Annotated in this window: 20 protein-coding genes; 1 reads left to right on the forward strand and 19 read right to left on the reverse strand. The window is 73.3% G+C overall.

Annotated elements, in window-relative coordinates:
* Positions 1-96: 96 nt before the first annotated feature.
* A complete protein-coding gene (locus BUE41_RS24885; protein WP_234997557.1) occupies positions 97-1,293 on the reverse strand; it encodes a winged helix-turn-helix domain-containing protein in 1,197 nt (398 codons plus the stop codon).
* A 111-nt stretch (positions 1,294-1,404) separates the two neighbouring features.
* Here BUE41_RS24885 and BUE41_RS24890 point away from each other — a divergent pair, with 111 nt between their 5' ends.
* Complete coding sequence (locus BUE41_RS24890; protein ID WP_073459758.1) at positions 1,405-1,959, forward strand: GNAT family N-acetyltransferase; 555 nt, start codon at positions 1,405-1,407, stop codon at positions 1,957-1,959.
* A 38-nt stretch (positions 1,960-1,997) separates the two neighbouring features.
* Here BUE41_RS24890 and dapB read toward each other — a convergent pair whose 3' ends face one another.
* The 18 genes from dapB to rimP form a co-directional block, all read right to left on the reverse strand.
* Entirely contained in the window at positions 1,998-2,744 is a 747-nt protein-coding gene (gene dapB / locus BUE41_RS24895; protein WP_268794551.1) for a 4-hydroxy-tetrahydrodipicolinate reductase, read from the reverse strand.
* Between the two features lie 19 nt (positions 2,745-2,763).
* Complete coding sequence (locus BUE41_RS24900) at positions 2,764-3,240, reverse strand: DUF456 domain-containing protein (protein WP_073459759.1); 477 nt, start codon at positions 3,238-3,240, stop codon at positions 2,764-2,766.
* Between the two features lie 155 nt (positions 3,241-3,395).
* Complete coding sequence (locus tag BUE41_RS24905; RefSeq protein ID WP_073459760.1) at positions 3,396-4,733, reverse strand: M16 family metallopeptidase; 1,338 nt, start codon at positions 4,731-4,733, stop codon at positions 3,396-3,398.
* Complete coding sequence (locus BUE41_RS24910; protein ID WP_073459761.1) at positions 4,730-6,961, reverse strand: polyribonucleotide nucleotidyltransferase; 2,232 nt, start codon at positions 6,959-6,961, stop codon at positions 4,730-4,732. The genes BUE41_RS24905 and BUE41_RS24910 overlap by 4 nt, the downstream gene beginning before the upstream one ends.
* A gap of 212 nt (positions 6,962-7,173) precedes the next feature.
* Complete coding sequence (gene rpsO, locus BUE41_RS24915) at positions 7,174-7,443, reverse strand: 30S ribosomal protein S15 (RefSeq protein ID WP_073459762.1); 270 nt, start codon at positions 7,441-7,443, stop codon at positions 7,174-7,176.
* A 233-nt stretch (positions 7,444-7,676) separates the two neighbouring features.
* A complete protein-coding gene (locus tag BUE41_RS24920; RefSeq protein WP_143172342.1) occupies positions 7,677-8,249 on the reverse strand; it encodes a hypothetical protein in 573 nt (190 codons plus the stop codon).
* Between the two features lie 104 nt (positions 8,250-8,353).
* On the reverse strand, positions 8,354-8,851 hold the full coding sequence (locus BUE41_RS24925; RefSeq protein ID WP_073459852.1) for a 2'-5' RNA ligase family protein: 498 nt from the start codon (positions 8,849-8,851) through the stop codon (positions 8,354-8,356).
* A complete protein-coding gene (locus BUE41_RS24930) occupies positions 8,851-9,300 on the reverse strand; it encodes a helix-turn-helix domain-containing protein (protein ID WP_073459764.1) in 450 nt (149 codons plus the stop codon). Before BUE41_RS24930 ends, BUE41_RS24925 begins: the two co-directional genes overlap by 1 nt.
* Positions 9,301-9,353: 53 nt before the next feature.
* The gene (locus BUE41_RS24935; RefSeq protein WP_073459765.1) at positions 9,354-10,277 is read right to left on the reverse strand and encodes a bifunctional riboflavin kinase/FAD synthetase; all 924 of its coding nucleotides are present in this window, start codon (positions 10,275-10,277) and stop codon (positions 9,354-9,356) included.
* A 65-nt stretch (positions 10,278-10,342) separates the two neighbouring features.
* Positions 10,343-11,218 (reverse strand): tRNA pseudouridine(55) synthase TruB, encoded by an 876-nt coding sequence (gene truB / locus BUE41_RS24940; protein WP_234997558.1) that lies wholly within the window; start codon positions 11,216-11,218, stop codon positions 10,343-10,345.
* A gap of 42 nt (positions 11,219-11,260) precedes the next feature.
* Entirely contained in the window at positions 11,261-12,586 is a 1,326-nt protein-coding gene (locus BUE41_RS24945) for an MATE family efflux transporter (RefSeq protein WP_073459767.1), read from the reverse strand.
* Positions 12,583-13,224 (reverse strand): class I SAM-dependent methyltransferase, encoded by a 642-nt coding sequence (locus BUE41_RS24950; protein ID WP_143172343.1) that lies wholly within the window; start codon positions 13,222-13,224, stop codon positions 12,583-12,585. The genes BUE41_RS24945 and BUE41_RS24950 overlap by 4 nt, the downstream gene beginning before the upstream one ends.
* Before the next feature lie 108 nt (positions 13,225-13,332).
* A complete protein-coding gene (gene rbfA, locus BUE41_RS24955; protein WP_073459768.1) occupies positions 13,333-13,809 on the reverse strand; it encodes a 30S ribosome-binding factor RbfA in 477 nt (158 codons plus the stop codon).
* Positions 13,810-13,830: 21 nt separating this feature from the next.
* Complete coding sequence (locus tag BUE41_RS24960) at positions 13,831-14,127, reverse strand: DUF503 domain-containing protein (protein ID WP_073459769.1); 297 nt, start codon at positions 14,125-14,127, stop codon at positions 13,831-13,833.
* Between the two features lie 86 nt (positions 14,128-14,213).
* On the reverse strand, positions 14,214-17,285 hold the full coding sequence (gene infB, locus BUE41_RS24965) for a translation initiation factor IF-2 (protein WP_073459770.1): 3,072 nt from the start codon (positions 17,283-17,285) through the stop codon (positions 14,214-14,216).
* Positions 17,286-17,376: 91 nt separating this feature from the next.
* Positions 17,377-17,751 (reverse strand): YlxR family protein, encoded by a 375-nt coding sequence (locus BUE41_RS24970; protein WP_084755798.1) that lies wholly within the window; start codon positions 17,749-17,751, stop codon positions 17,377-17,379.
* 136 nt (positions 17,752-17,887) lie between these two features.
* Complete coding sequence (nusA, locus tag BUE41_RS24975; protein ID WP_073459772.1) at positions 17,888-18,919, reverse strand: transcription termination factor NusA; 1,032 nt, start codon at positions 18,917-18,919, stop codon at positions 17,888-17,890.
* Positions 18,916-19,422, reverse strand: a complete 507-nt coding sequence (rimP, locus tag BUE41_RS24980) for a ribosome maturation factor RimP (RefSeq protein WP_073459854.1) — start codon at positions 19,420-19,422, stop codon at positions 18,916-18,918. Before rimP ends, nusA begins: the two co-directional genes overlap by 4 nt.
* Between the last annotated feature and the right edge of the window lie 49 nt (positions 19,423-19,471).

The raw sequence follows: 19,471 nt of genomic DNA on the forward strand, positions 1-19,471 counted from the left end.
GCTACAACACTCGACGCGCCCACTCCGCTCTCGGTGGCCGACCCCCAGCCACCCGACTCGCCGCCTAACTGTCAACAACCTCCCGGGTCAGTACAGCTAACGCAGTGCGGTGCCGAGCGGGGCGGCCAGCCCGCCCCGCTCGCCGGCCACGACGTCGTCGAGGCCGAGCCAGGTCGCCATCGTGCGCAGCTCGCCGGCCAGTTCCGCCGCGACCCGCGGGACGTCGACACCCGGCTCGGCGAACGCGCCCGGCACCCGCAGCACCCCGGCGGCCCGGTCGGCCTTGAGATCCACCCGGGCCACCAGCTGCCCGTCGAGCAGGAACGGGAAGACGTAGTAGCCGAACTCGCGGTTCGGCTCGGGCACGTAGATCTCGATGCGGTAGCGGAAGCCGAACAGCTGCTCGGTGCGCTCCCGCTCCCACACCAGCGGATCGAACGGGCACAGCAGGGCGCGGCCGGTGACCCGCCGCGGCACGCGGATTCCCGGCCGCCGGTAAGCGAGGTGGCGCCAGCCGACCACCGCGACCGGCTCCAGCTCCCCCGCCTCGACCAGCTCCGCGACCGCCTGCCGGCTGGTCTGCGGGCCGAGGCGGTAGTAGTCGCGCAGCTGCGGCTCGGTGGCGATGCCCAGCGCTGTGGCCGCGCGCAGGACCAGGGCTCGCGCGGACTCCTGCGGATCCGCGGGGTGCGCGGCCAGCACCTCCGGCGGCAGCACGCGTTCGGGCAGGTCGTAGAGCCGCTGGAAGTGGACCCGGGTGCCGGTGGTGAGCTGGCCGATGCCGAACAGCAGCTCGCAGACCCGCTTGATCTCCGAGCGCTCCCACCACGTGGCGCCACGGCGCCGCGGCCGGCTCGATCCGCCGAGCGCCTTCTCCAGCGCGCCGGCGCCGATCGGGCCCAGCTCCTTCACCGCGGCCAGCACGTCGTCGACGATGCCCGGGTCCTGGTCGACCAGCTGCTGGTAGTGCCGCCACCACCCGCTGCGCTTGGCACCGGACATGAGCAGCGGCCAGTCGGCGATCGGCAGCAGGCTCGCCTCGTGCGCCCACGCCTCCACGAGCAGACGCGGCCGCCGCGCGGAGTGCGCCCACGCGGCGTCGTCGACCAGCGCTGGGTCGTAGGGGCCGAGGCGGGAGTACAGCGGCATGTAGTGCGCACGCACGGCCACGTTGACCGAGTCGAGCTGCAGCAGCTGCACGCGCTCCAGCACGCGGGTCAGGTGCCGGCGGGTCACCGGGCCGGACGGGCGCGGATCGGCGAACCCCTGCGCGGCCAGCGCGGCACGGCGCACGACATCGACGGAAACGGTATCGACGGGCGCGACCGGGGACGGGTGCACGGCCCGATGCTGCCACGAGCCCCCGACAGTTCCCGGTCGTCGCCCGTGAGGTATCCATGCGGCATGGCCATCGCCGCGGTGCGCCCCGCCACCGCCTCCGACGTCCCGGAGATCGTCCGCATCCAGACGCTCACCTGGTCCACGGCGTACAGCGATCTCGTCCCGCGCAGCGCGATCGAGCAGATCGGCAGCCCCGAGGCGCACGCCGCGTGGGAACGGGCCACCGAGACCGGCACCGTCCTGATCGCCACCGAGGGCGGCGCCGTCGTCGGGTTCGTCGCCGCGGGCCCGGCGGAGGCCCCGGAGAACGCGACTCCGCCGAACGCGCCCACGCTGGGTCCCGAGGCGTGGGGCGAGATCGGGGTGCTGCTCGTCGAGCCGCGGTGGGGACGGCGCGGGCACGGCGGCCGCCTGCTCGCCTACGCCGCCGCAGCCCTGCGCGAGGCCGGCGCGGTGTACGGGCTGGCGTGGGTGCCCGAGGCCGACGCCGCGTCCCGGCGGTTCTACGCCCGCGCGGGCTGGGAGCTCGACGGCGCCGTCCGCGTACTCGACACCGGGAAGGGCACGATGCGCGAGGTGCGCTTCGTCGGGTCGCTCGACCTGGAGCTGGTGGAGTAGCGCGGGAGCGACCGCCGGGGGTGGCGCTCTGGAGTGGATCAGAGTCCGAGGAGGGGCTCCAGGCCCACGGTCAGCCCCGGGCGGTCGAGCACCGCGCGCACGGCCATCAGCACCCCGGGCATGAACGAGGTGCGGTCGAACGAGTCGTGCCGGATCGTGAGGGTCTCCCCCGCCGCACCGAGCAGCACCTCCTGGTGCGCGACGAGCCCGCGCAGCCGCACCGAGTGCACCGGGATCCCGTCGACGCGGGCCCCGCGGGCGCCGTCGAGCGCGTGCGTGGTGGCGTCGGGCAGCGGCGCGGCGCCGGCCTCCGCCCGGGCCGCAGCGATCAGCGACGCCGTGTGCGTAGCGGTGCCCGACGGCGCGTCGGCCTTGTTCGGGTGGTGCAGCTCGACGATCTCGACCGACTCGAAGAACGGCGCCGCCTGCTTCGCGAACTGCATCATCAGCACAGCACCGATGCCGAAGTTCGGTGCGATCAGCACGTGCCCCGGCGTGGCGTCGAGCAGCTGCCGGACCTTCGCCAGCCGCTCCTCGTCGAACCCGCTCGTGCCGACGACGGCGGCCACCCCGTGCTCGATGAGCCACGCGAGGTTGTCCATGACGACACCGGGATGGGTGAAGTCGACGGCGACCTGCGCGCCGGCGGCGGTCAGCCCGTCCAGCGCGTCGCCGTCGTCGATGCGGGCGACGAGCTCCAGTCCGTCCGCGCCCTCGACGGCGCGGCACACCTGCGACCCCATGCGCCCACGCGCACCCAGCACACCCACCTTGATCGCGCTCACGACAGGTGAGCCTAGGGACTCAGAAGGCGATCAACGCACCCACCCACACGGCCGCGGCGAGCAGGCCGGTGAGCAGCTCGATGAGGATGCTCCAGCCGACCGCCGCCAGCGCCTTCTTCGTCGACGGCCAGGCCTCGAGCGGGCTACCCAGCCGGATCCGCTCGGCCACGTACACGCCGAGCACGAAGCCGAGGAAGAGGCCCACCACCGGCACGACGAAGAACCCGACGATGCCGAGCACCGCGCCCACGAGGAGCGTGCGGTTCGGCACGCCGGAGTCGCGCAGCCGCCTGCCCGGCAGCGCGTACTTGACGATCGTGCCGAGCACGACGACCGCCGCCGCGATGCCCAGCACCCACCAGCCCACCGCGTCGTTGCGCGGGATCGCCCACACGGCGATGCCCGCCAGGACGAGCAGCAGGCCGGGCAGCACGGGGAGGAGGATCCCCAGGATGCCGACCACGATCAGCACGGCCGCGATCACGGTCTCAACCACGCGGGAACCCTAACCGGTGATCTCGGCAGGACAGCCGGTCCCCGGTTCGGTCGGGTGGGAGGAACTCCGGCTGACCGCGCACCGCCGCACGGCGCTCTGCGACGAGGAGCAGAGCGCGATCAACGCGGTGGCCTTCCAGCAGCTTCCTGGCTTCTTCAACCGAGCGAGCGGAGACTCCCCGGCAGGTCGGCCTCGTCGTCGTACGGCCCCACGACCGCGGCGGTGAGCGGCTGGGTGAGCAGCTCACGGGCCAGCTCGTTCACCTCGTCGACCGTGACCGCGGAGATGCGGGCCAGGCTGTCGGCGATGCTGCGCTGGTAGCCGTGGTCGATCTCCGAGCGCCCCAGCCGGTTCATCCGCGACGGGGTGTCCTCGAGCCCGAGCACGAGGCCGCCGCGCAGGTTGCCCTGCGCCCGCACGACCTCGGCCTCGGTGAGCCCCTTCGCGGCGACCTCGGCGAGCACCGAGCGCACGACGGTCACGACCTCGTCGAGCCGTTCGGGCGCGCAGCCGGTGTACACCGACAGCGAGCCGGCGTCGGAGTAGCCGGCCACCGCCGAGTACACCGAGTACGCCAGGCCTCGCTGCTCACGGACCTGCTGGAACAGCCGCGAGCTCGGCCCGCCGCCCAGCGCCGTGTTCAGCACGGTCAGCGCGGTGCGCCGCGGGTCGTAGCGGGACAGGGCGGGCACGCCGAGCAGCAGGTGCGCCTGCTCGGAGTCCTCCCCGGACAGCACGAGCCGCGGCTGGGCCACCACGGGCACGGTCGGCTCGCCGGGGCGCGGCGGCACCGGGCTGGCCGATCCGGCGCGGCTCATCGCATCGGCGAGCGCCGACCCGACGAGATCCACGACGTGCTCGTGGCGCACGTTGCCCGCCACCGCGACGACCATCGCCGGGGTGGTGTAGCGGTCGCGCCAGAACGAGCGCAGCGTGTCGCGTCGCATGCCGCGGATCGACTCCTCGGTGCCCAGCACCGGCAGCGCGAGCGGGTGCCCGGCGAACAGGACCGCGTCGAACAGCTCGCCGACGAGGTCCTCGGGGTCGTCGTCGCGCATGGCGATCTCTTCGAGCACCACGCCGCGCTCGACCTCGACGTCGGCCGGGTCCATCGTCGCGTCCGTGACGACGTCGGTGAGCACGTCGATCGCCAGCGGCAGGTCGGTGTCGAGGACCTGCGCGTAGTAGCAGGTGTGCTCCTTCGCGGTGAACGCGTTGATGTCACCGCCGACGGCGTCGAACTGCTCCGCGATGTCGGCCGCGCTGCGCTTGCCGGTGCCCTTGAACAGCAGGTGCTCCAGGTAGTGGGCGGCACCCGCCTCGTCGGGGGCTTCGTCTCGGGCGCCGACGCCGAGCCAGATGCCCAGCGACACCGAGCGCACCCCGGGGACCTCCTCGGTGAGCACGCGCAGCCCGCCCGGCAGCTCGCTGCGGAAGACGCCGGGGGCGGAGGCCGACGCCCCCGCCCCCGGTGCCTGGATGCGGTTCGTCACCCCGCGGGGACCTCCGCGGCCTCCACCGGGTCGGCCGGGGTGGCGCCGTCGGCGGCGGTCTCCTCGACCACCGGCACGAGGCTGATCTTGCCCCGGTTGTCGATGTCGGTGACCTCGACGCGGATCTTGTCGCCGACCTTGACGACGTCCTCGACCTTCGCAATGCGCTTGCCGTTGCCGAGCTTCGAGATGTGGACCAGGCCGTCCTTGCCCGGTACCAGCGAGACGAACGCGCCGAACGCGGCCGTCTTCACGACGGTGCCGAGGAACCGCTCGCCCACCTTCGGCAGCTGCGGGTTCGCGATCGCGTTGATCATGCCGATCGCGGCCTCGGCCGAGTCGCCGTCGGTCGCGCCGACGTAGATCGTGCCGTCGTCCTCGATCGTGATGTCGGCACCGGTCTGCTCGGTGATCGAGTTGATCATCTTGCCCTTCGGGCCGATGACCTCGCCGATCTTGTCCACCGGCACCTTGATCGAGACGACGCGCGGCGCGTAGCGGCTCATCTCGTCGGGGCCGTCGATGGCTTCGTTGAGCACCTCGAGGATGGTCAGCCGGGCGTCCCGGGCCTGCGACAGCGCCGCCGCCAGCACCTCGGAGGGGATGCCGTCCAGCTTGGTGTCCAGCTGCAGGGCAGTGACGAACTCCGCGGTGCCGGCGACCTTGAAGTCCATGTCGCCGAAGGCGTCCTCAGCACCGAGGATGTCGGTCAGCGCCACGTAGCGCATCTGACCGTCGACCTCGTCGGACACCAGGCCCATCGCGATGCCGGCGACCGGCGCCTTCAGCGGCACACCGGCGTTGAGCAGCGACATCGTGGACGCGCAGACCGAACCCATCGAGGTCGAGCCGTTGGAACCCAGCGCCTCCGACACCTGCCGGATCGCGTACGGGAACTCCTCGCGCGAGGGCAGCACCGGGATCAGCGCCCGCTCCGCCAGCGCACCGTGGCCGATCTCGCGGCGCTTCGGGGAGCCCACACGGCCGGTCTCACCGGTCGAGTAGGGCGGGAAGTTGTAGTGGTGCAGGTAGCGCTTGTGCGTCTCCGGGCCGAGCGAGTCGATCTGCTGCTCCATCCGCAGCATGTTCAGCGTGGTGACGCCCAGGATCTGGGTCTCGCCGCGCTCGAACAGCGCCGAGCCGTGGGCCCGCGGGACGACCTCGACCTCGGCCGACAGCGGCCGGATGTCGGTGATGCCGCGCCCGTCGATGCGGATCTGGTCGCGCAGGATGCGCTCGCGGACGAGCTTCTTGTTGACGGCCTTGAACGCCGCGCCGATCTCCTTCTCCCGGCCCTCGAACTGCTCGCCGAGCTTCTCCAGGACGGCGACCTTGATCTCGTCGATCGCGGCCTCGCGCTCCTGCTTGCCGGCGATCGTCAGCGCCTTCGCCAGGTCCTCCGTGGCGACCGCCGAGACGGCGTCCAGGACGTCCTGCTCGTAGGCGGGGAAGAGCGGGAACTCGGTGGTCGGCTTCGCCGCCACGTCGGCCAGCTGCTGCTGGGCGATGCAGAGGCTGCGGATGAACGGCTTCGCCGCCTCCAGGCCCTGCGCCACGACCTCCTCGGTCGGGGCCTGCGCGCCGCCCTTGACCAGCTCGATCGTCTCGGCCGTGGCCTCGGCCTCAACCATCATGATCGCGACGTCGTCACCGACGACGCGCCCGGCGACGACCATGTCGAACACGGCCCGCTGCAGGTCCACGAACTGCGGGAACGCCACCCACTGGCCGTCGATCAGGGCGACGCGCACGCCGCCGATCGGCCCGGAGAACGGCAGGCCGGCGAGCTGGGTGGACGCGGAGGCCGCGTTGATGGCCAGTGCGTCGTAGGGGTCCTCCGGGTCGAGCGAGAGGACGGTGACGACGATCTGGACCTCGTTGCGCAGGCCCTCGACGAACGACGGGCGCAGCGGCCGGTCGATCAGCCGGCAGGTGAGGATCGCGTCGGTGCCGGGACGGCCCTCGCGGCGGAAGAACGAGCCGGGGATCTTCCCCACGGCGTACATCCGCTCCTCGACGTCCACCGTGAGGGGGAAGAAGTCGAACTGCTCCTTGGGCTGCTTCGACGCCGTGGTGGCGGACAGCAGCATGGTGTCGTCGTCCAGGTAGGCGACGACGGACCCGGCGGCCTGCCGGGCCAGCCGTCCGGTCTCGAACCGGACGGTGCGGGTACCGAAGCGCCCGTTGTCGATCACGGCACTTGTTTCGTGCACGGTGTCGTCTGTCATGAAGTGGCTTCTCCTTGGCGGAGACTCCACGCCACCGCATCTCGATCTCGGCGCGAGCCGGTCATCGATCGAAGTCCCCGGGAACCGGCTTCGGGCCCGGGAACCACTACCGAGGACCGGCGGATCGTCTGCCGGCGGCGTGGCGTCAGTGCATGTTTTCTCTTGAATTGTGGACCGGCCCGGACCGCGGGCAGCGGTCCGGGCCGGGAGAGTCAGCGGCGGAGGCCGAGGCGCTCGATCAGCGACCGGTAGCGCGCCACATCGACCGAGGCGAGGTACTTGAGCAACCGGCGCCGGCGCCCGACCAGCAGCAGCAGACCACGGCGGGAGTGGTGGTCGTGCTTGTGCTGCTTCAGGTGCTCGGTCAGGTCGCTGATCCGCTTGGTGAGCAGGGCGACCTGCGCCTCCGGCGATCCCGTGTCCTTCTCGTGGATGCCGTAGGTCTTCAGGATTTCCTTCTTGGTTGCGGCGTCGAGTGCCACGTGCTTCCTCTTTCGTTCTGCTGTGCCGTGTGCCGACCCGCTGGCCCGGGCGACCCGGGGCGGGTGGGAGTCGGTCTCGGCCACCACGGACTGCAGCCGGACCCGAGACGCCACGTTACCAGCAACGACGCCTTCCACACCCACCGGTGTGCCCCGCCGCACGCGACGGGGCACCCGGAAGTGATGGTCGGACCTGGTGGTGGGAGCGATCCAGCTGCTCCACAGCGGACGGATCAGTGGTGGCTGCTCGAGGAGTCGCTGGACGAACCCTGCGTGGCCGAATCCCGTGTCGCCGAGCCCTCCTCATGGGAACCCTCCTTGTGGGAGTCCCCCTTGTGCGGGTCCGTCTTGTGCTCGTCCTTCTTGTCGTCCTTCTTGTCGTTCTTGTGCGGATCGGGCTCGTGCGGATCGGGCTCGTGCTCGTCCTTGTGCGGGTCCTCGCCCTCGTGCGGGTCGGGCTTCGGGGACTCGTGCTGCGGGGTCTCCTTCTGCGGCGACTCCGTCTTGGGCGACTGGTTCTTGGGCGACTGGTTCTTGAACGACTGGTTCTTGGACGCCGACTGGGACGATCCGCTGCCGGACCCGCCACCGGCCTGCACGGCCGGCTCGGTCGGGGCGGGCGGTTCCGCCGCGGGCTCGGGGGCGGGCGGCGGGACGAGGTCGTCCTCGACGGCCGAGGCCTGGTCCACCGGCGAGGACACCGTGACGGGCACGATGCGGGCCGGGGTCGTGCTGCAGCCGGTCAGGACGCCCGCGGTGAGGGCGGCGAACAGGAGCGCAGCGGCGGCGCGCCGGCGAGCGGTCATCGGGAACACCTCTTCTCGTGGACTGCCACAAGAGTCGCCGGATCCGCGCCGCGCCGCGCTCCCCGCCACCACCAGACCTGCGTGCGGAGCGGGTAAGGGTGATGTCACCCTCGGGTCAGGGCCACCCGGTGCACGATCCGGTGCACCGCCCCGTCCCGGCGCAGCTCGCTCGCCATGAGCAGCACCTCGTCGGCCTGCCACCACGGCCCGGACAGCGGTGGGAGCACCGCGCGCGGTTCGGGGCGGCGCCGGCCGCGGCGGCGCAGCACGGTGATGTGCGGGACGAACCCCTGCGCGTCCCCGCCCACCGCCTCGACCAGAGCGTCCAGTGCCGCCCGCGGCTCGGCGACGACCCGCGCCCACCGCACCCCCGGGAACGCGCCCGAGCCGTCGACGCGCAGCCGCGGGCCGGGCAGCCCGGCCGCGGCGTCCAGCGCGGCCAGGTGCGGCGCCGGATCGTCGACGTCGCCGTGGAAAGCGAGGGTGATGTGCCAGGTCGCGGGGTCGACCAGCCGCCAGCCGTCCGGCGCCGGGCCGGCCAGCGCGGCCGCGACCTGCGCGACCGCTTCGGCGGGCGGGACGAGCGCGGTGAACAGCCGCATCACGAGCCCCGCACCGGGCCGGCCGCCGCGCGCAGCACGGCGGCGAGCTCGGGGAACCCCGGGGCGAGCGCGACGGCCGCCGCGGCCAGCCGGGCGGGCTCGCTGACGCGGCGCAGCGCGTCCGCCGCCGCCCGCAGCTGCTCGACGCGGGGCGCGGGCACCGCGGGCTCGCCGAGCAGCCCGGCCACCTCCGCCGCCGGCACGGGGTGCGGCAGGGCGGCCACGCGCTGGTCGAGCAGGAGCAGCCGGGCCAGCACGGCGGGGTCGCCGATGCGCGCCCGGCGGCCGCTGACGAGCTGGCTGAGCATCGCCGGGGACAGGCCCAGCGCCGCCGCCAGCTGGGCCTGGGAGATGCGCAGCGCGGCGGTGAGCCGGTGCACCCGCTCCGCGAGCGGGGCGCCGTACAGCTCGCGCTGCCGTTGCCGGTTGCGCTGCACGTCGGAGGTCACGCCCGGATGGTGGCAGCTGCGGCCCCGGGCGCGCAGGCGTACGGGCGCACCGGTCAGGACAGGATCTCGCGGGTGCGCTGCACGTCCCGCTGGATGGCCTCGATCAGCGGCTCGATGCCGTCGAAGCGCTCCATGCCGCGCAGCCGCTCCACGAACTCCACCGCGACGTCGAAGCCGTAGAAGTCCTCGTTGACGTCCAGGACGTACACCTCGCACGTGCGCTCCCGACCGGAGAACGTGGGGTTGGTGCCCACCGAGATCGCGCCGGGCAGCGACCGGTCCTTGATCACGAACCAGCCGGCGTACACCCCGTCGGCGGGCAGCGCCGTGTACGGCGGGGTGGCCACGTTCGCCGTCGGGAAGCCCAGCTGGCGTCCGCGCTTGGCCCCGTGCACCACCACGCCCTCGACGCGGTGCGGGCGACCCAGCGCGGCCCGCGCGGCCGCGACGTCGCCCGCGTCGATGCAGGAGCGGATGTAGGTGGACGAGAACGTGATGTCGTGGTCGGAGATCAGGTCCAGGCCGAGCACCGTGAACCCGAAGCGGCGGCCCAGCTCGGTGAGGGTCGCGACGTCGCCCGAGGCCTTGTGCCCGAAGGTGAAGTTCTTGCCGACCACGACCTCGGCGGCGTGCAGCCGGTCGACGAGCACCTCGTGGGCGAACGTCGCCGGGTCCATGCGGGAGAGCTCCAGCGTGAACGGAAGCACGCAGAACGCGTCGATCCCCAGTTCGGCGACCAGCTCCGCCCGCCGGCGCAGCGACGTGAGCCGCGCCGGGTGCGTGCCCGGGCGGATGACCTCGGCCGGGTGCGGGTCGAACGTGATCAGTACGGACGGCAGGCTGCGCTCGCGCGCCCGCGCCACCGCGTGGCCGATCAGCTCCTGGTGGCCCCGGTGGACGCCGTCGAACACGCCGATGGTGACGACGCTGCGCCCCCACCCGGCCGGCACGGCCTCCAGTCCTCGCCAGCGCTGCACTGTCCTTGCCCGCCCCGCCTCCTGCGTCGGCTCCTCTGGTCCGAAGCCTAGCCAGGGCGCTGCGGTCAGCTCGCCGCGGGCGCGAGCACCACGACCGGCCGGGCCTTTCCGCCCTCGTCCCGCATGAGGGCCACCACGTGCCCGTCCGGGCCGAACACCCCGTAGACGCCCTCGTCGCCGAACGGGGCCAGCCACCGGCCGTGCGCGACGTCGGCCGCGGCGACGTCGTTCACGTCGTGCCGCGGGAACGCGGTGCTGACCGCCTCGTCCAGCGACAGCGACACGCCCGGGGCGGCTTCCAGGTCCTCCAGCGTGCGGGCGTGCTCCAGCCCGAACGGGCCGACGCGGGTGCGCCGCAGCGCCGTCAGGTGCCCGCCGACGCCGAGCGCAGCGCCCAGGTCGCGGGCCAGCGCACGCACGTACGTGCCCGAGGAGCAGGTGACCTCGACGTCCAAGTCGGTCCCGTGCCGCGCCACCAGCATGAACTCCGACACGGTGACCGGCCGCGGGGGCAGCACGACCTCCTCCCCCGCGCGGACCAGGGCGTAGGCGCGCCGCCCGTCGATCTTGATCGCCGAGACCGAGCTGGGCACCTGCATGATGTCTCCGGTCAGGGCGTCCATGGCGTGCGCGATCGCCGCGTCGGACACCCCGCGGGCGTCGACGGTCGCGACGATCTCGCCCTCGGCGTCGTCGGTCGTCGTGGTGACGCCGAGCCGGATCGTCGCGGTGTAGGACTTCGTGTCGAGCGCGAGGTGCCCGAGCAGCTTCGTGGCCCGCCCGACCCCGCAGACGAGGACCCCGGTCGCCATCGGGTCGAGCGTGCCGGCGTGCCCGATCTTGCGGGTCTTGAGGATCCGGCGCAGCCGACCGACCACGTCGTGCGAGGTCATCCCGCCCGGCTTGTCGACGACGACCAGTCCCGCAGGTTCGGCGTGCATCTTGAGCATTCTGCCGATCCTCACCGGTCCCGGCGCGCCGGGTCAGCGCACCGCGCCGGGCACCGCCCACGCCCCGCTGCGGGTGCGGACGAGCACCGCCACGAGGCGTAGCAGCATGAACGCCGCCAGCCCCGACCAGACCCCGGCCAAGCCCCACCCGAACGCGAGCGACGCCCAGATCGCCGGCAGGAACCCGACGAGCGCCGCGGCGAGCGTGGTGGTGCGCAGGTAGGCCGCGTCGCCCGCGCCGAGCAGCACCCCGTCCAGCGCGAACACCGCGCCGGACACCGGCTGCAGAGCGGTGAGGAACCACCACGCCACCGGCACCACGGCCAGCACCGCCGCGTCCGGGGTGAACCACGGCGGCGCGATCCCGGAGAGCACCGCGAACACCACCGCGAACACCACACCCATGACGACGCCGTAGCGCAGGATGCGCCGCGCCAGGTCGCGGGCCCGCTCGCCGTCGCCCGCACCGAGAGCGGCGCCGACCAGCTGCTGCGCGGCGATCGCGAGCGCGTCGTGCACCAGCGTGATGAACATCCACACCTGCAGCACGATCTGGTGGGCGGCGGCGGTCTGCGCGCCGAACCGGGTCACGACGGCCGTCGCGGACAGGAAGCAGACCTGGAAAGCGAGGGTGCGCGCGATGAGGTCGCGGCCCAGCTCCAGCTGCGCGGCGATCACCCGTGGCTGCGGCCGCAGCCCGACGTGGCCGCGGGAACGCTCGCCGACCAGCGCGGCGAAGAACAACGCGGCGGCCAGCGTCTGCCCGCAGACGTTCGCCCACGCCGACCCGATCAGCCCCCAGTCGAGGACCAGCACGAACAGCGGGCACAGCGCGGCCGACACCCCGTTGCCGGTCAGCACGAACCACAGCGGGCGGCGGGTGTCCTGCACCCCGCGCATCCAGCCGTTGCCGGCCAGCGTCACCAGCACCAGCGGGGTGCCGAGCAGCGCGATCCGCAGCCACGACACAGCGGCCTCGGCGATCTCGCCGCCGTCGCCCAGTGCCGCGGTCACCGGCTCCGCCACCAGCTGGCCGACGACCAGCAGCACCAGCCCGACCGCGAGCGCCAGCCAGGTGGCCTGCACGCCCTCGGCGACCGCCTCGGCGCGCCGCCCGGCCCCGTGCAGCCGGGCCGCCCGCGCCGTGGTGCCGTACGACAGGAACGTCAGCGCGCTCGTGACCTGGGCGAACAGCACGCCGGCCACGGCGAGGCCGGCCAGCGCCACCGCACCGAGCCGACCCACCACCGCGGTGTCGACGAGCAGGTACAGCGGTTCAGCGGCGAGCACCGGCAGCGCGGGCACGGCCAGCCGCAGGACGTCGGCCGCCGAGCCCCGCGCGGAAGGCGCGCGGGTCATCGACCGGTCGGCCTGCGGCAGACGTAGACGAACGCCGGCGGTACGTTGCGCCACACCGTGGCACTCACCAGGACCTCCTCGAACGATCCGCGCAGGATCCGGCGGAACTGCCGCGCCGCCGCCAGCGTCATGCCGTGCAGGTAGGCGAACGTCGTGAACGCGCCGGTCTCACCGATCACCCTGCTCACCTCACCGATCACGGCCCGCTGTGTCCGCTCGTCGAACAACGACCACGGCAGGCCACCGATGACGGCGTCGGCGTGCCGCACGCCGCGTGCGGCCAGCAGCCGCGTCAGGTCCCGGGCGTCGCCGTGCACCACCTCCAGCTCGGGGTGGGTGCGCTGCAGGTAGCCGACCAGGTCGGGGTCCAGCTCCACGGCCAGGTGCCGCCCGCCCGGCGGCAGGCGCTGGGCGATCACCCCGCTGACCGCGCCCGTGCCCGGGCCCAGCTCGACCACCGTCGGGGTGCCGGTGCGTGGCACGACCGCGACCAGCACCGAAGCGAGCTGCGGCGAGCTGGGCGCCACGGCGCCCACGGTGCCCGGGCCGCGCAACGCGGCCTTCAGGAAGGTCCGCCGCGCCGAGCGCTGTACCGATCGGTGTTCACACGCCGCTGCCTGCCCCCCGATCCGCGTCATGTGCCCACCGTATCCAGCGGGAGCGCCACGCCGCGACGTCCGCGCCGTTGTCGTCCGGTGCCGGTTTCGTCCCCGCTGCCGTGATCACTGCCGTGATCACTGCCGTGATCACTCGTGATCGTCGTCGTCCTCGGAGTCGTCCTCGTCGGCGATCTCGCGGGGCTTGCGGTACGGGTCCGGATCACCGGCGGGCTTGGCGTTGGCCGCCATGCGGGCCAGCTCAGCGTCGGCCTCGCGGGTGCGGGCGAGCAGGTCCTCCAGACGCCGCGCCGCGGCCGGCACCTGGTCGGGCACGAACGTCAGCGTGGGCGTGAACCGCACGCCCGTGCCGGCCCCGACCAGCGACCGCAGCACCCCGGTGGCGCTGGCCAGCGCGGCGGCGGCCCCGGCCGTGTCCGGCTCGGCGTCGATGGTCTCCCCGAGCACCGTGTAGTAGACGGTGGCCTCGCGCAGGTCACCGGTCACCTTGGTGTCGGTGATCGTGACCATCTTCAGCCGTGGGTCCTTCACCTCGTGCTCGAGCGCATTCGCGACGATCTGCGTGATCCGTTTCGCCAGTCGGCGGGCTCGGGCCTGATCGGCCATGACGTGCTCCTGTGCAGATCTCTAGTCGTCCTCCGGCCCCAGCATGCGCCGGCGGGCCGAGAGGAGCTCCACCTCCGGGCGCTCGGCGACGAACCGCTCGCACCGGTCGAGGACGTCCCGTACGTGCCCGGCGTCGGCGGCCACACAGCTGACGCCGACGAGCGCCCTGCGGTACAGGTCCAGGTGCCCGGCCTCGGCCACCGCGACCTCGAACTTGCGCCGCAGGTCCGCCACGAGCGGACGCACCACCGAGCGCTTCTGCTTCAGCGACCCGACGTCACCGAGCAGGATGTCCAGCTCCAGAGCACCGACGAACATGTGTGGTTGCCGGGTGGCCGGGCCCGGTGGTGGCCGCCCCCTCGAGCAGGGTTGCGGCCACCACCGCTACGGGCTCGGCGCGCCGCTCAGGCGCGCGGCTTCTCCCTCATCTCGTAGGTCTCCACGACGTCGCCCTCCTTCAGGTCGGAGTAGCCGAGCGTGAGACCGCACTCGAAGCCCTCGCGGACCTCGGTGACGTCGTCCTTCTCGCGCCGCAGCGACACGATCGAGAGGTTGTCCGCCACGACCTTGCTGTCGCGCAGCAGGCGGGCCTTGGCGTTGCGCCGGATGACGCCGCTGACGACGAGGCAACCGCCGATGACGCCGAACCGCGACGAGCGGAAGATCGCGCGGATCTCGGCGCGACCGAGCTCGACCTCTTCGTACTCGGGCTTGAGCATGCCCTTGAGGGCCTGCTCGATCTCCTCGATGGCCTGGTAGATCACGGTGTAGTACCGGATCTCCACGCCCTCGCGGTTGGCCAGCTCGGTGGCCTTGCCCTCGGCGCGGACGTTGAACCCGAGCACGATCGCGTCGGACGCGGTCGCCAGGTTCACGTCGCCCTCGGTGATGCCGCCGACGCCGCGGTGGATGACCCGCAGCTCGACCTCGTCGCCCACGTCGATCTTCATGAGCGCTTCCTCGAGGGCCTCGACGGAACCCGAGTTGTCGCCCTTGATGATCAGGTTGAGCTGGGAGGTCTTCCGCAGCGCGGCGTCCAGGTCCTCCAGCGACACCCGCTTGCGGCGCTGCGCCAGCTCGGCGTTGCGCTCGCGGGCGCGGCGCCGGTCGGCGATCTGCCGGGCGACCCGGTCCTCGTCGACGACGAGGAACGTGTCACCCGCACCCGGCACCGACGTGAACCCGATGACCTGCACCGGACGGGACGGCAGGGCCTCGGTGACGTCGTCGCCGTGCTCGTCGAGCATCCGCCGGACACGACCGGCCGCGTCGCCCGCGACGATCGAGTCGCCGACGCGCAGCGTGCCCCGCTGGACCAGCACCGTGGCCACCGGGCCACGGCCGCGGTCGAGGTGGGCCTCGATCGCGATGCCCTGCGCCGGCATGTTCGGGTTGGCGCGCAGGTCCAGCGTGGCGTCCGCGGTCAGCAGGATCGCCTCGAGCAGCTGGTCGATGTTGGTGCCTTGCTTCGCCGAGATGTCGACGAACATCGTGTCGCCGCCGTACTCCTCGGCGACCAGGCCGTACTCGGTCAGCTGCTGGCGGACCTTCGCCGGGTTCGCGCCCTCGACGTCGATCTTGTTGACCGCGACGACGATCGGCACGTCGGCCGCCTGGGCGTGGTTGATCGCCTCCACCGTCTGCGGCATCACGCCGTCGTCGGCGGCGACGACGATCACCGCGATGTCGGTGGCCTTCGCACCGCGGGCACGCATTGCGGTGAACGCTTCGTGACCCGGGGTGTCGATGAAGGTGATCAGCCGCTTCTCGCCGTCCAGCTCGGTCTCGACCTGGTACGCGCCGATGGCCTGGGTGATGCCGCCGGCCTCCGTCTCGCGGACGTTGGTCTTGCGGATCGTGTCCAGCAGGCGCGTCTTGCCGTGGTCGACGTGCCCCATGATGGTCACGACCGGCGGGCGGACCTCGAGGTCCTCCTCGTCACCGAGGTCCTCACCGAACGAGATGTCGAACGAGTCGAGCAGCTCGCGGTCCTCCTCCTCGGGGGACACGACCTGCACGTTGTAGTTCATCTCGGAGCCGAGCAGCTCCAGCACCTCGTCGGCGACCGACGCGGTGGCGGTGACCATCTCGCCCAGGTGGAACAGCACCTGCACCAGCGACGCCGGGTTCGCGCCGATCTTCTCCGCGAAGTCGGTCAGCGAGGCACCGCGCGGCAGCCGGATCGTCTCGCCGTTGCCCTTCGGCAGGCGGACGCCGCCCACCGTCGGCGCCTGCATGGCGTCGTACTCCTGGCGCTTCTGCCGCTTCGACTTGCGCCCGCGCCGCGCCGGACCACCGGGACGCCCGAAGGCACCCGCGGCCCCACCGCGGCCACGACCGCCGCCACCGGGGCGACCGCCGCCACCGCCGGGCCGGAACCCACCGCCGGCCGGAGCACCGGGCCGGAACCCGCCGCCACCGGGCCGGAAGCCACCGCCGGCGCCACCCGGGCGACCACCCGTGCCGCCGGCTCGACCACCGGCGCCACCCCGACCACCGGCACCACCGGGCCGGCTCGAGGCAGGCGGTCGCGGCGGCATCATGCCGGGGTTCGGCCGCGGCGGCATGTTCGCCGGGTTCGGCCGCGGGGGCATGTTGCCCGGCGACGGACGCGGACCGCCCTGGCCGGGCGCCTGCGGGCGCGGCGCACCGGGCCGCGGGCCCGGACGCGGCGCAGCACCCTGACCGCCCTGCGCGGGCTGCTGGCCACCGCCCTGCGGCGGCGCGGGACGCGGCGGGGGCGCCGGGCGCGGCGGCGCACCGGAACCGACGCCGAACGGGTTGTTGCCCACCCGTGGCGGACGCGGCGGGCCGGGCTTGGGCGCCTGCGGGCGCGGCGGCACCGTCGTCGCGTCGGCCGACGCGGCGGCGGGCTGCTGACCGGCACCCGGCTTCGGGCCGGCCGCCGGGGCCTGCGGGCGCGCCTGCTGACCCGGCTGCGCGGGCGGCTGCGGGCGCGGGCCGGGCTTGGGCACGGCCGGACCCGGCCGCGGCGCGCTCTGCCCGGGCGCAGGGGTCGCCTGCGCACGCGTCGGCGCGGAGGGCTGCCCGGTCGGCTGCTGACCCGGCTGCGCCGGCGCCGGCGTGGCCGGACCGGCCGCTGGGGCCTGCGGGCGCGGCGCCGGGCCGGGCGTGGGCGCACCGGGCCGGGCCTGGGCGGGCGGCTGCGGGCGCGGACCGGGCGCCTGCGGGCGCTGGCCGGGGCCCTGGGGCCGCTGCCCCGGACCCTGCGGCCGCTGCCCGGGCTGCGCCTGGGCGCCGGGCCGCTGCGGGCGGCCGCTGCCGCCCGGACGTCCCTTGCTGTCGCCGCCGTTGCCGCCGGCGAGGGCCTCCCGCAGCTTGCGGGCGACCGGGGCCTCCACCGTGGAGGAGGGAGACTTCACGTACTCCCCCAGGTCCTGCAACTTGCTGAGGACCTGCTTACTGCTGATACCGAGCTCCTTCGCGAGCTCGTGCACGCGGGCCTTGCCAGCCACTGCTCTCCTTGTTCATCGGAGGCCGGCGGCGGGACCCGCTCGACCTCTAGGCCTGTCGAAGCACGTTCATGGTGCGATCTTCACGACTGGCTCATGACGGGTCGACCTTGCTCTCTTCCGTGCCGGGCCCGGGTCGGTCCCGGGCCCCGTACTGCTCGTCCAGGAACGTTCGCACCGGGTCGATCGAGAGCGGCCCCGCCACGCGCAAGGCGCGCGGGAACGCTGCACGGCGATCGGCTCGGGCGAGGCACTCCGGAGCGGGATGCAACCAGGCACCACGTCCGGGGAGCCGTCGACGTGGGTCAGGGGTGAGTACCCCGTCCCGCACGACGACACGCAGGAGTACGCCAGCCGGTGATCGGGAGCGGCATCCGATGCATGTACGCACCGGCCCCGCTGCCTGATCGTGGGCCGGTGCCGAGTGTAGCGCAGCACCCTTGCCGTCCGTGACCCTGCGCCTCCCCATCGATCACTCCTCCAGGCGCTTGCCGCCGGGCGACGGCGCTGTCGACACAGCGTCGACGGCGCGGTCCTCGATCCGCCTCGACCCCGGACGGATCCACCGCACGACCCGTGCGGCGTAGTGGCCGGAACGCGACCGGTCAGCCGGCGCCGGGACGCAGCCGGCCGGGATCAGCGCCGGTCGGGACGCCGGCGCGCGGATCGGCGTCGCTGCGGATGTCGATGCCCCATCCGGTCAGCCGGGCGGCCAGGCGCGCGTTCTGACCCTCCTTGCCGATGGCGAGCGAGAGCTGGAAGTCGGGCACGACCACCCGCGCCTTGCGCGCCTTCTCGTCGACGACCGTGACAGAGACCACTTTCGACGGCGAGAGCGCGTTGCCCACGTAGGTGGCCGGATCCGGGGACCAGTCGATGATGTCGATCTTCTCCCCGGACAGCTCGCTCATCACGTTGCGCACGCGGGAGCCGACCGGGCCGATGCAGGCCCCCTTGGGGTTGACCCCCGGCACCGTCGACCGCACCGCGATCTTGGACCGGTGCCCGGCCTCGCGCGCCACCGACACGATCTCCACCGTGCCGTCGACGATCTCCGGGACCTCCAACGCGAACAGCTTGCGGACGAGGTTGGGATGCGTCCTGCTCAACGTGATCTGCGTGCCGCGCATTCCCCGGCTCACGCCGACGACGTAGCAGCGGATCCGCTCGCCGTGCTCGTAGCGCTCCCCCGGCACCTGCTCGGCGGCCGGCAGCACGCCCTCGGTCTGCGGCGACAGCTGCACGATCACCACCCCGCGGGCGTTGGCCCGGGCATCGCGCTGCACCACCCCGGTGACGATCTCGCCCTCCTTGGCGGAGAACTCGCCGTAGGTGCGCTCGTGCTCGGCGTCCCGCAGGCGCTGCAGGATCACCTGGCGGGCCGTGGTGGCCGCGATGCGGCCGAACCCCTCGGGGGTGTCGTCCCACTCGACGACGGTGCCGTCCGGCCGCGTCTCGCGCGCCAGCACCCGCACCACGCCGGTCTTGCGGTCGATGTCGATCCGCGCGTGCGGCTGGTGGCCCTCGGTGTGCTTGTACGCGGTGAGCAGGGCCGTCTCGATGGCCTCGAGGACGGTCTCGAAGGGGATGTCCTTGTCCCGCTCGATGGCGCGCAGCGCCGCGATGTCGACGTTCATGACTCTTCCTCCGCCTGCGCCGCGGACGCGGCGCCGAGGGCCCGCAGCTCCGCCTCAGGGGCCGGCTTGAACTCCACCTCCACGGTGGCCCGCCGGACGTCGGCGTAGCGCAGCTCGCGCGCCTGGCCGTCCACCAGCACGACCACCGACTCCGCACCGGCCGTGCCCACCCGCCCGGTGAACTTCTGCCCGTCGGTCGTGGTGATCACGACCTTGCGCAGGTGCGCACGCTGCCAGTGCCGTGCCTTGGTGAGCGGGCGCTCCACACCCGGGGAGGTGACCTCGAGCGTGTACGACCCGTTGATCAGGTGGTCGTGGCGGTCCAGCTCCGCCGACACCGACCGGGACAGCCCGGCCAGATCGTCCAGCCCCACCCCGTTGTCGGAGTCCACGATCACCTTGACGGTGTGGCGCCGGCCGGCGGCCCGGACGTCGATGTCGTCGAGCTCGAAGCCGGCGCCGGTGACGATCGGCTCCAGCACGCCGTGCAGCTGCTCGGGCAGCGACCCGAGATCCTGCTGTACGGGTCGGGACGGCGACATGACGAACTCC

Origin of the sequence: Pseudonocardia thermophila (assembly GCF_900142365.1) — a bacterium.
Taxonomy (GTDB): domain Bacteria; phylum Actinomycetota; class Actinomycetes; order Mycobacteriales; family Pseudonocardiaceae; genus Pseudonocardia; species Pseudonocardia thermophila.

Bases quoted from the DNA above. Each gene is read 5' to 3' on its own strand.
- BUE41_RS24890 (WP_073459758.1), top strand. From the start codon at position 1,405: ATGGCCATCGCCGCGGTGCGCCCCGCCACCGCCTCCGACGTCCCGGAG.
- BUE41_RS24910 (WP_073459761.1), bottom strand. From the start codon at position 6,961: ATGACAGACGACACCGTGCACGAAACAAGTGCCGTGATCGACAACGGG.
- BUE41_RS24920 (WP_143172342.1), bottom strand. From the start codon at position 8,249: ATGACCGCTCGCCGGCGCGCCGCCGCTGCGCTCCTGTTCGCCGCCCTC.
- BUE41_RS24925 (WP_073459852.1), bottom strand. From the start codon at position 8,851: ATGCGGCTGTTCACCGCGCTCGTCCCGCCCGCCGAAGCGGTCGCGCAG.
- truB (WP_234997558.1), bottom strand. From the start codon at position 11,218: ATGCACGCCGAACCTGCGGGACTGGTCGTCGTCGACAAGCCGGGCGGG.
- BUE41_RS24945 (WP_073459767.1), bottom strand. From the start codon at position 12,586: ATGACCCGCGCGCCTTCCGCGCGGGGCTCGGCGGCCGACGTCCTGCGG.
- BUE41_RS24950 (WP_143172343.1), bottom strand. From the start codon at position 13,224: ATGACGCGGATCGGGGGGCAGGCAGCGGCGTGTGAACACCGATCGGTA.
- rbfA (WP_073459768.1), bottom strand. From the start codon at position 13,809: ATGGCCGATCAGGCCCGAGCCCGCCGACTGGCGAAACGGATCACGCAG.
- BUE41_RS24960 (WP_073459769.1), bottom strand. From the start codon at position 14,127: ATGTTCGTCGGTGCTCTGGAGCTGGACATCCTGCTCGGTGACGTCGGG.
- BUE41_RS24970 (WP_084755798.1), bottom strand. From the start codon at position 17,751: ATGGGGAGGCGCAGGGTCACGGACGGCAAGGGTGCTGCGCTACACTCG.
- nusA (WP_073459772.1), bottom strand. From the start codon at position 18,919: ATGAACGTCGACATCGCGGCGCTGCGCGCCATCGAGCGGGACAAGGAC.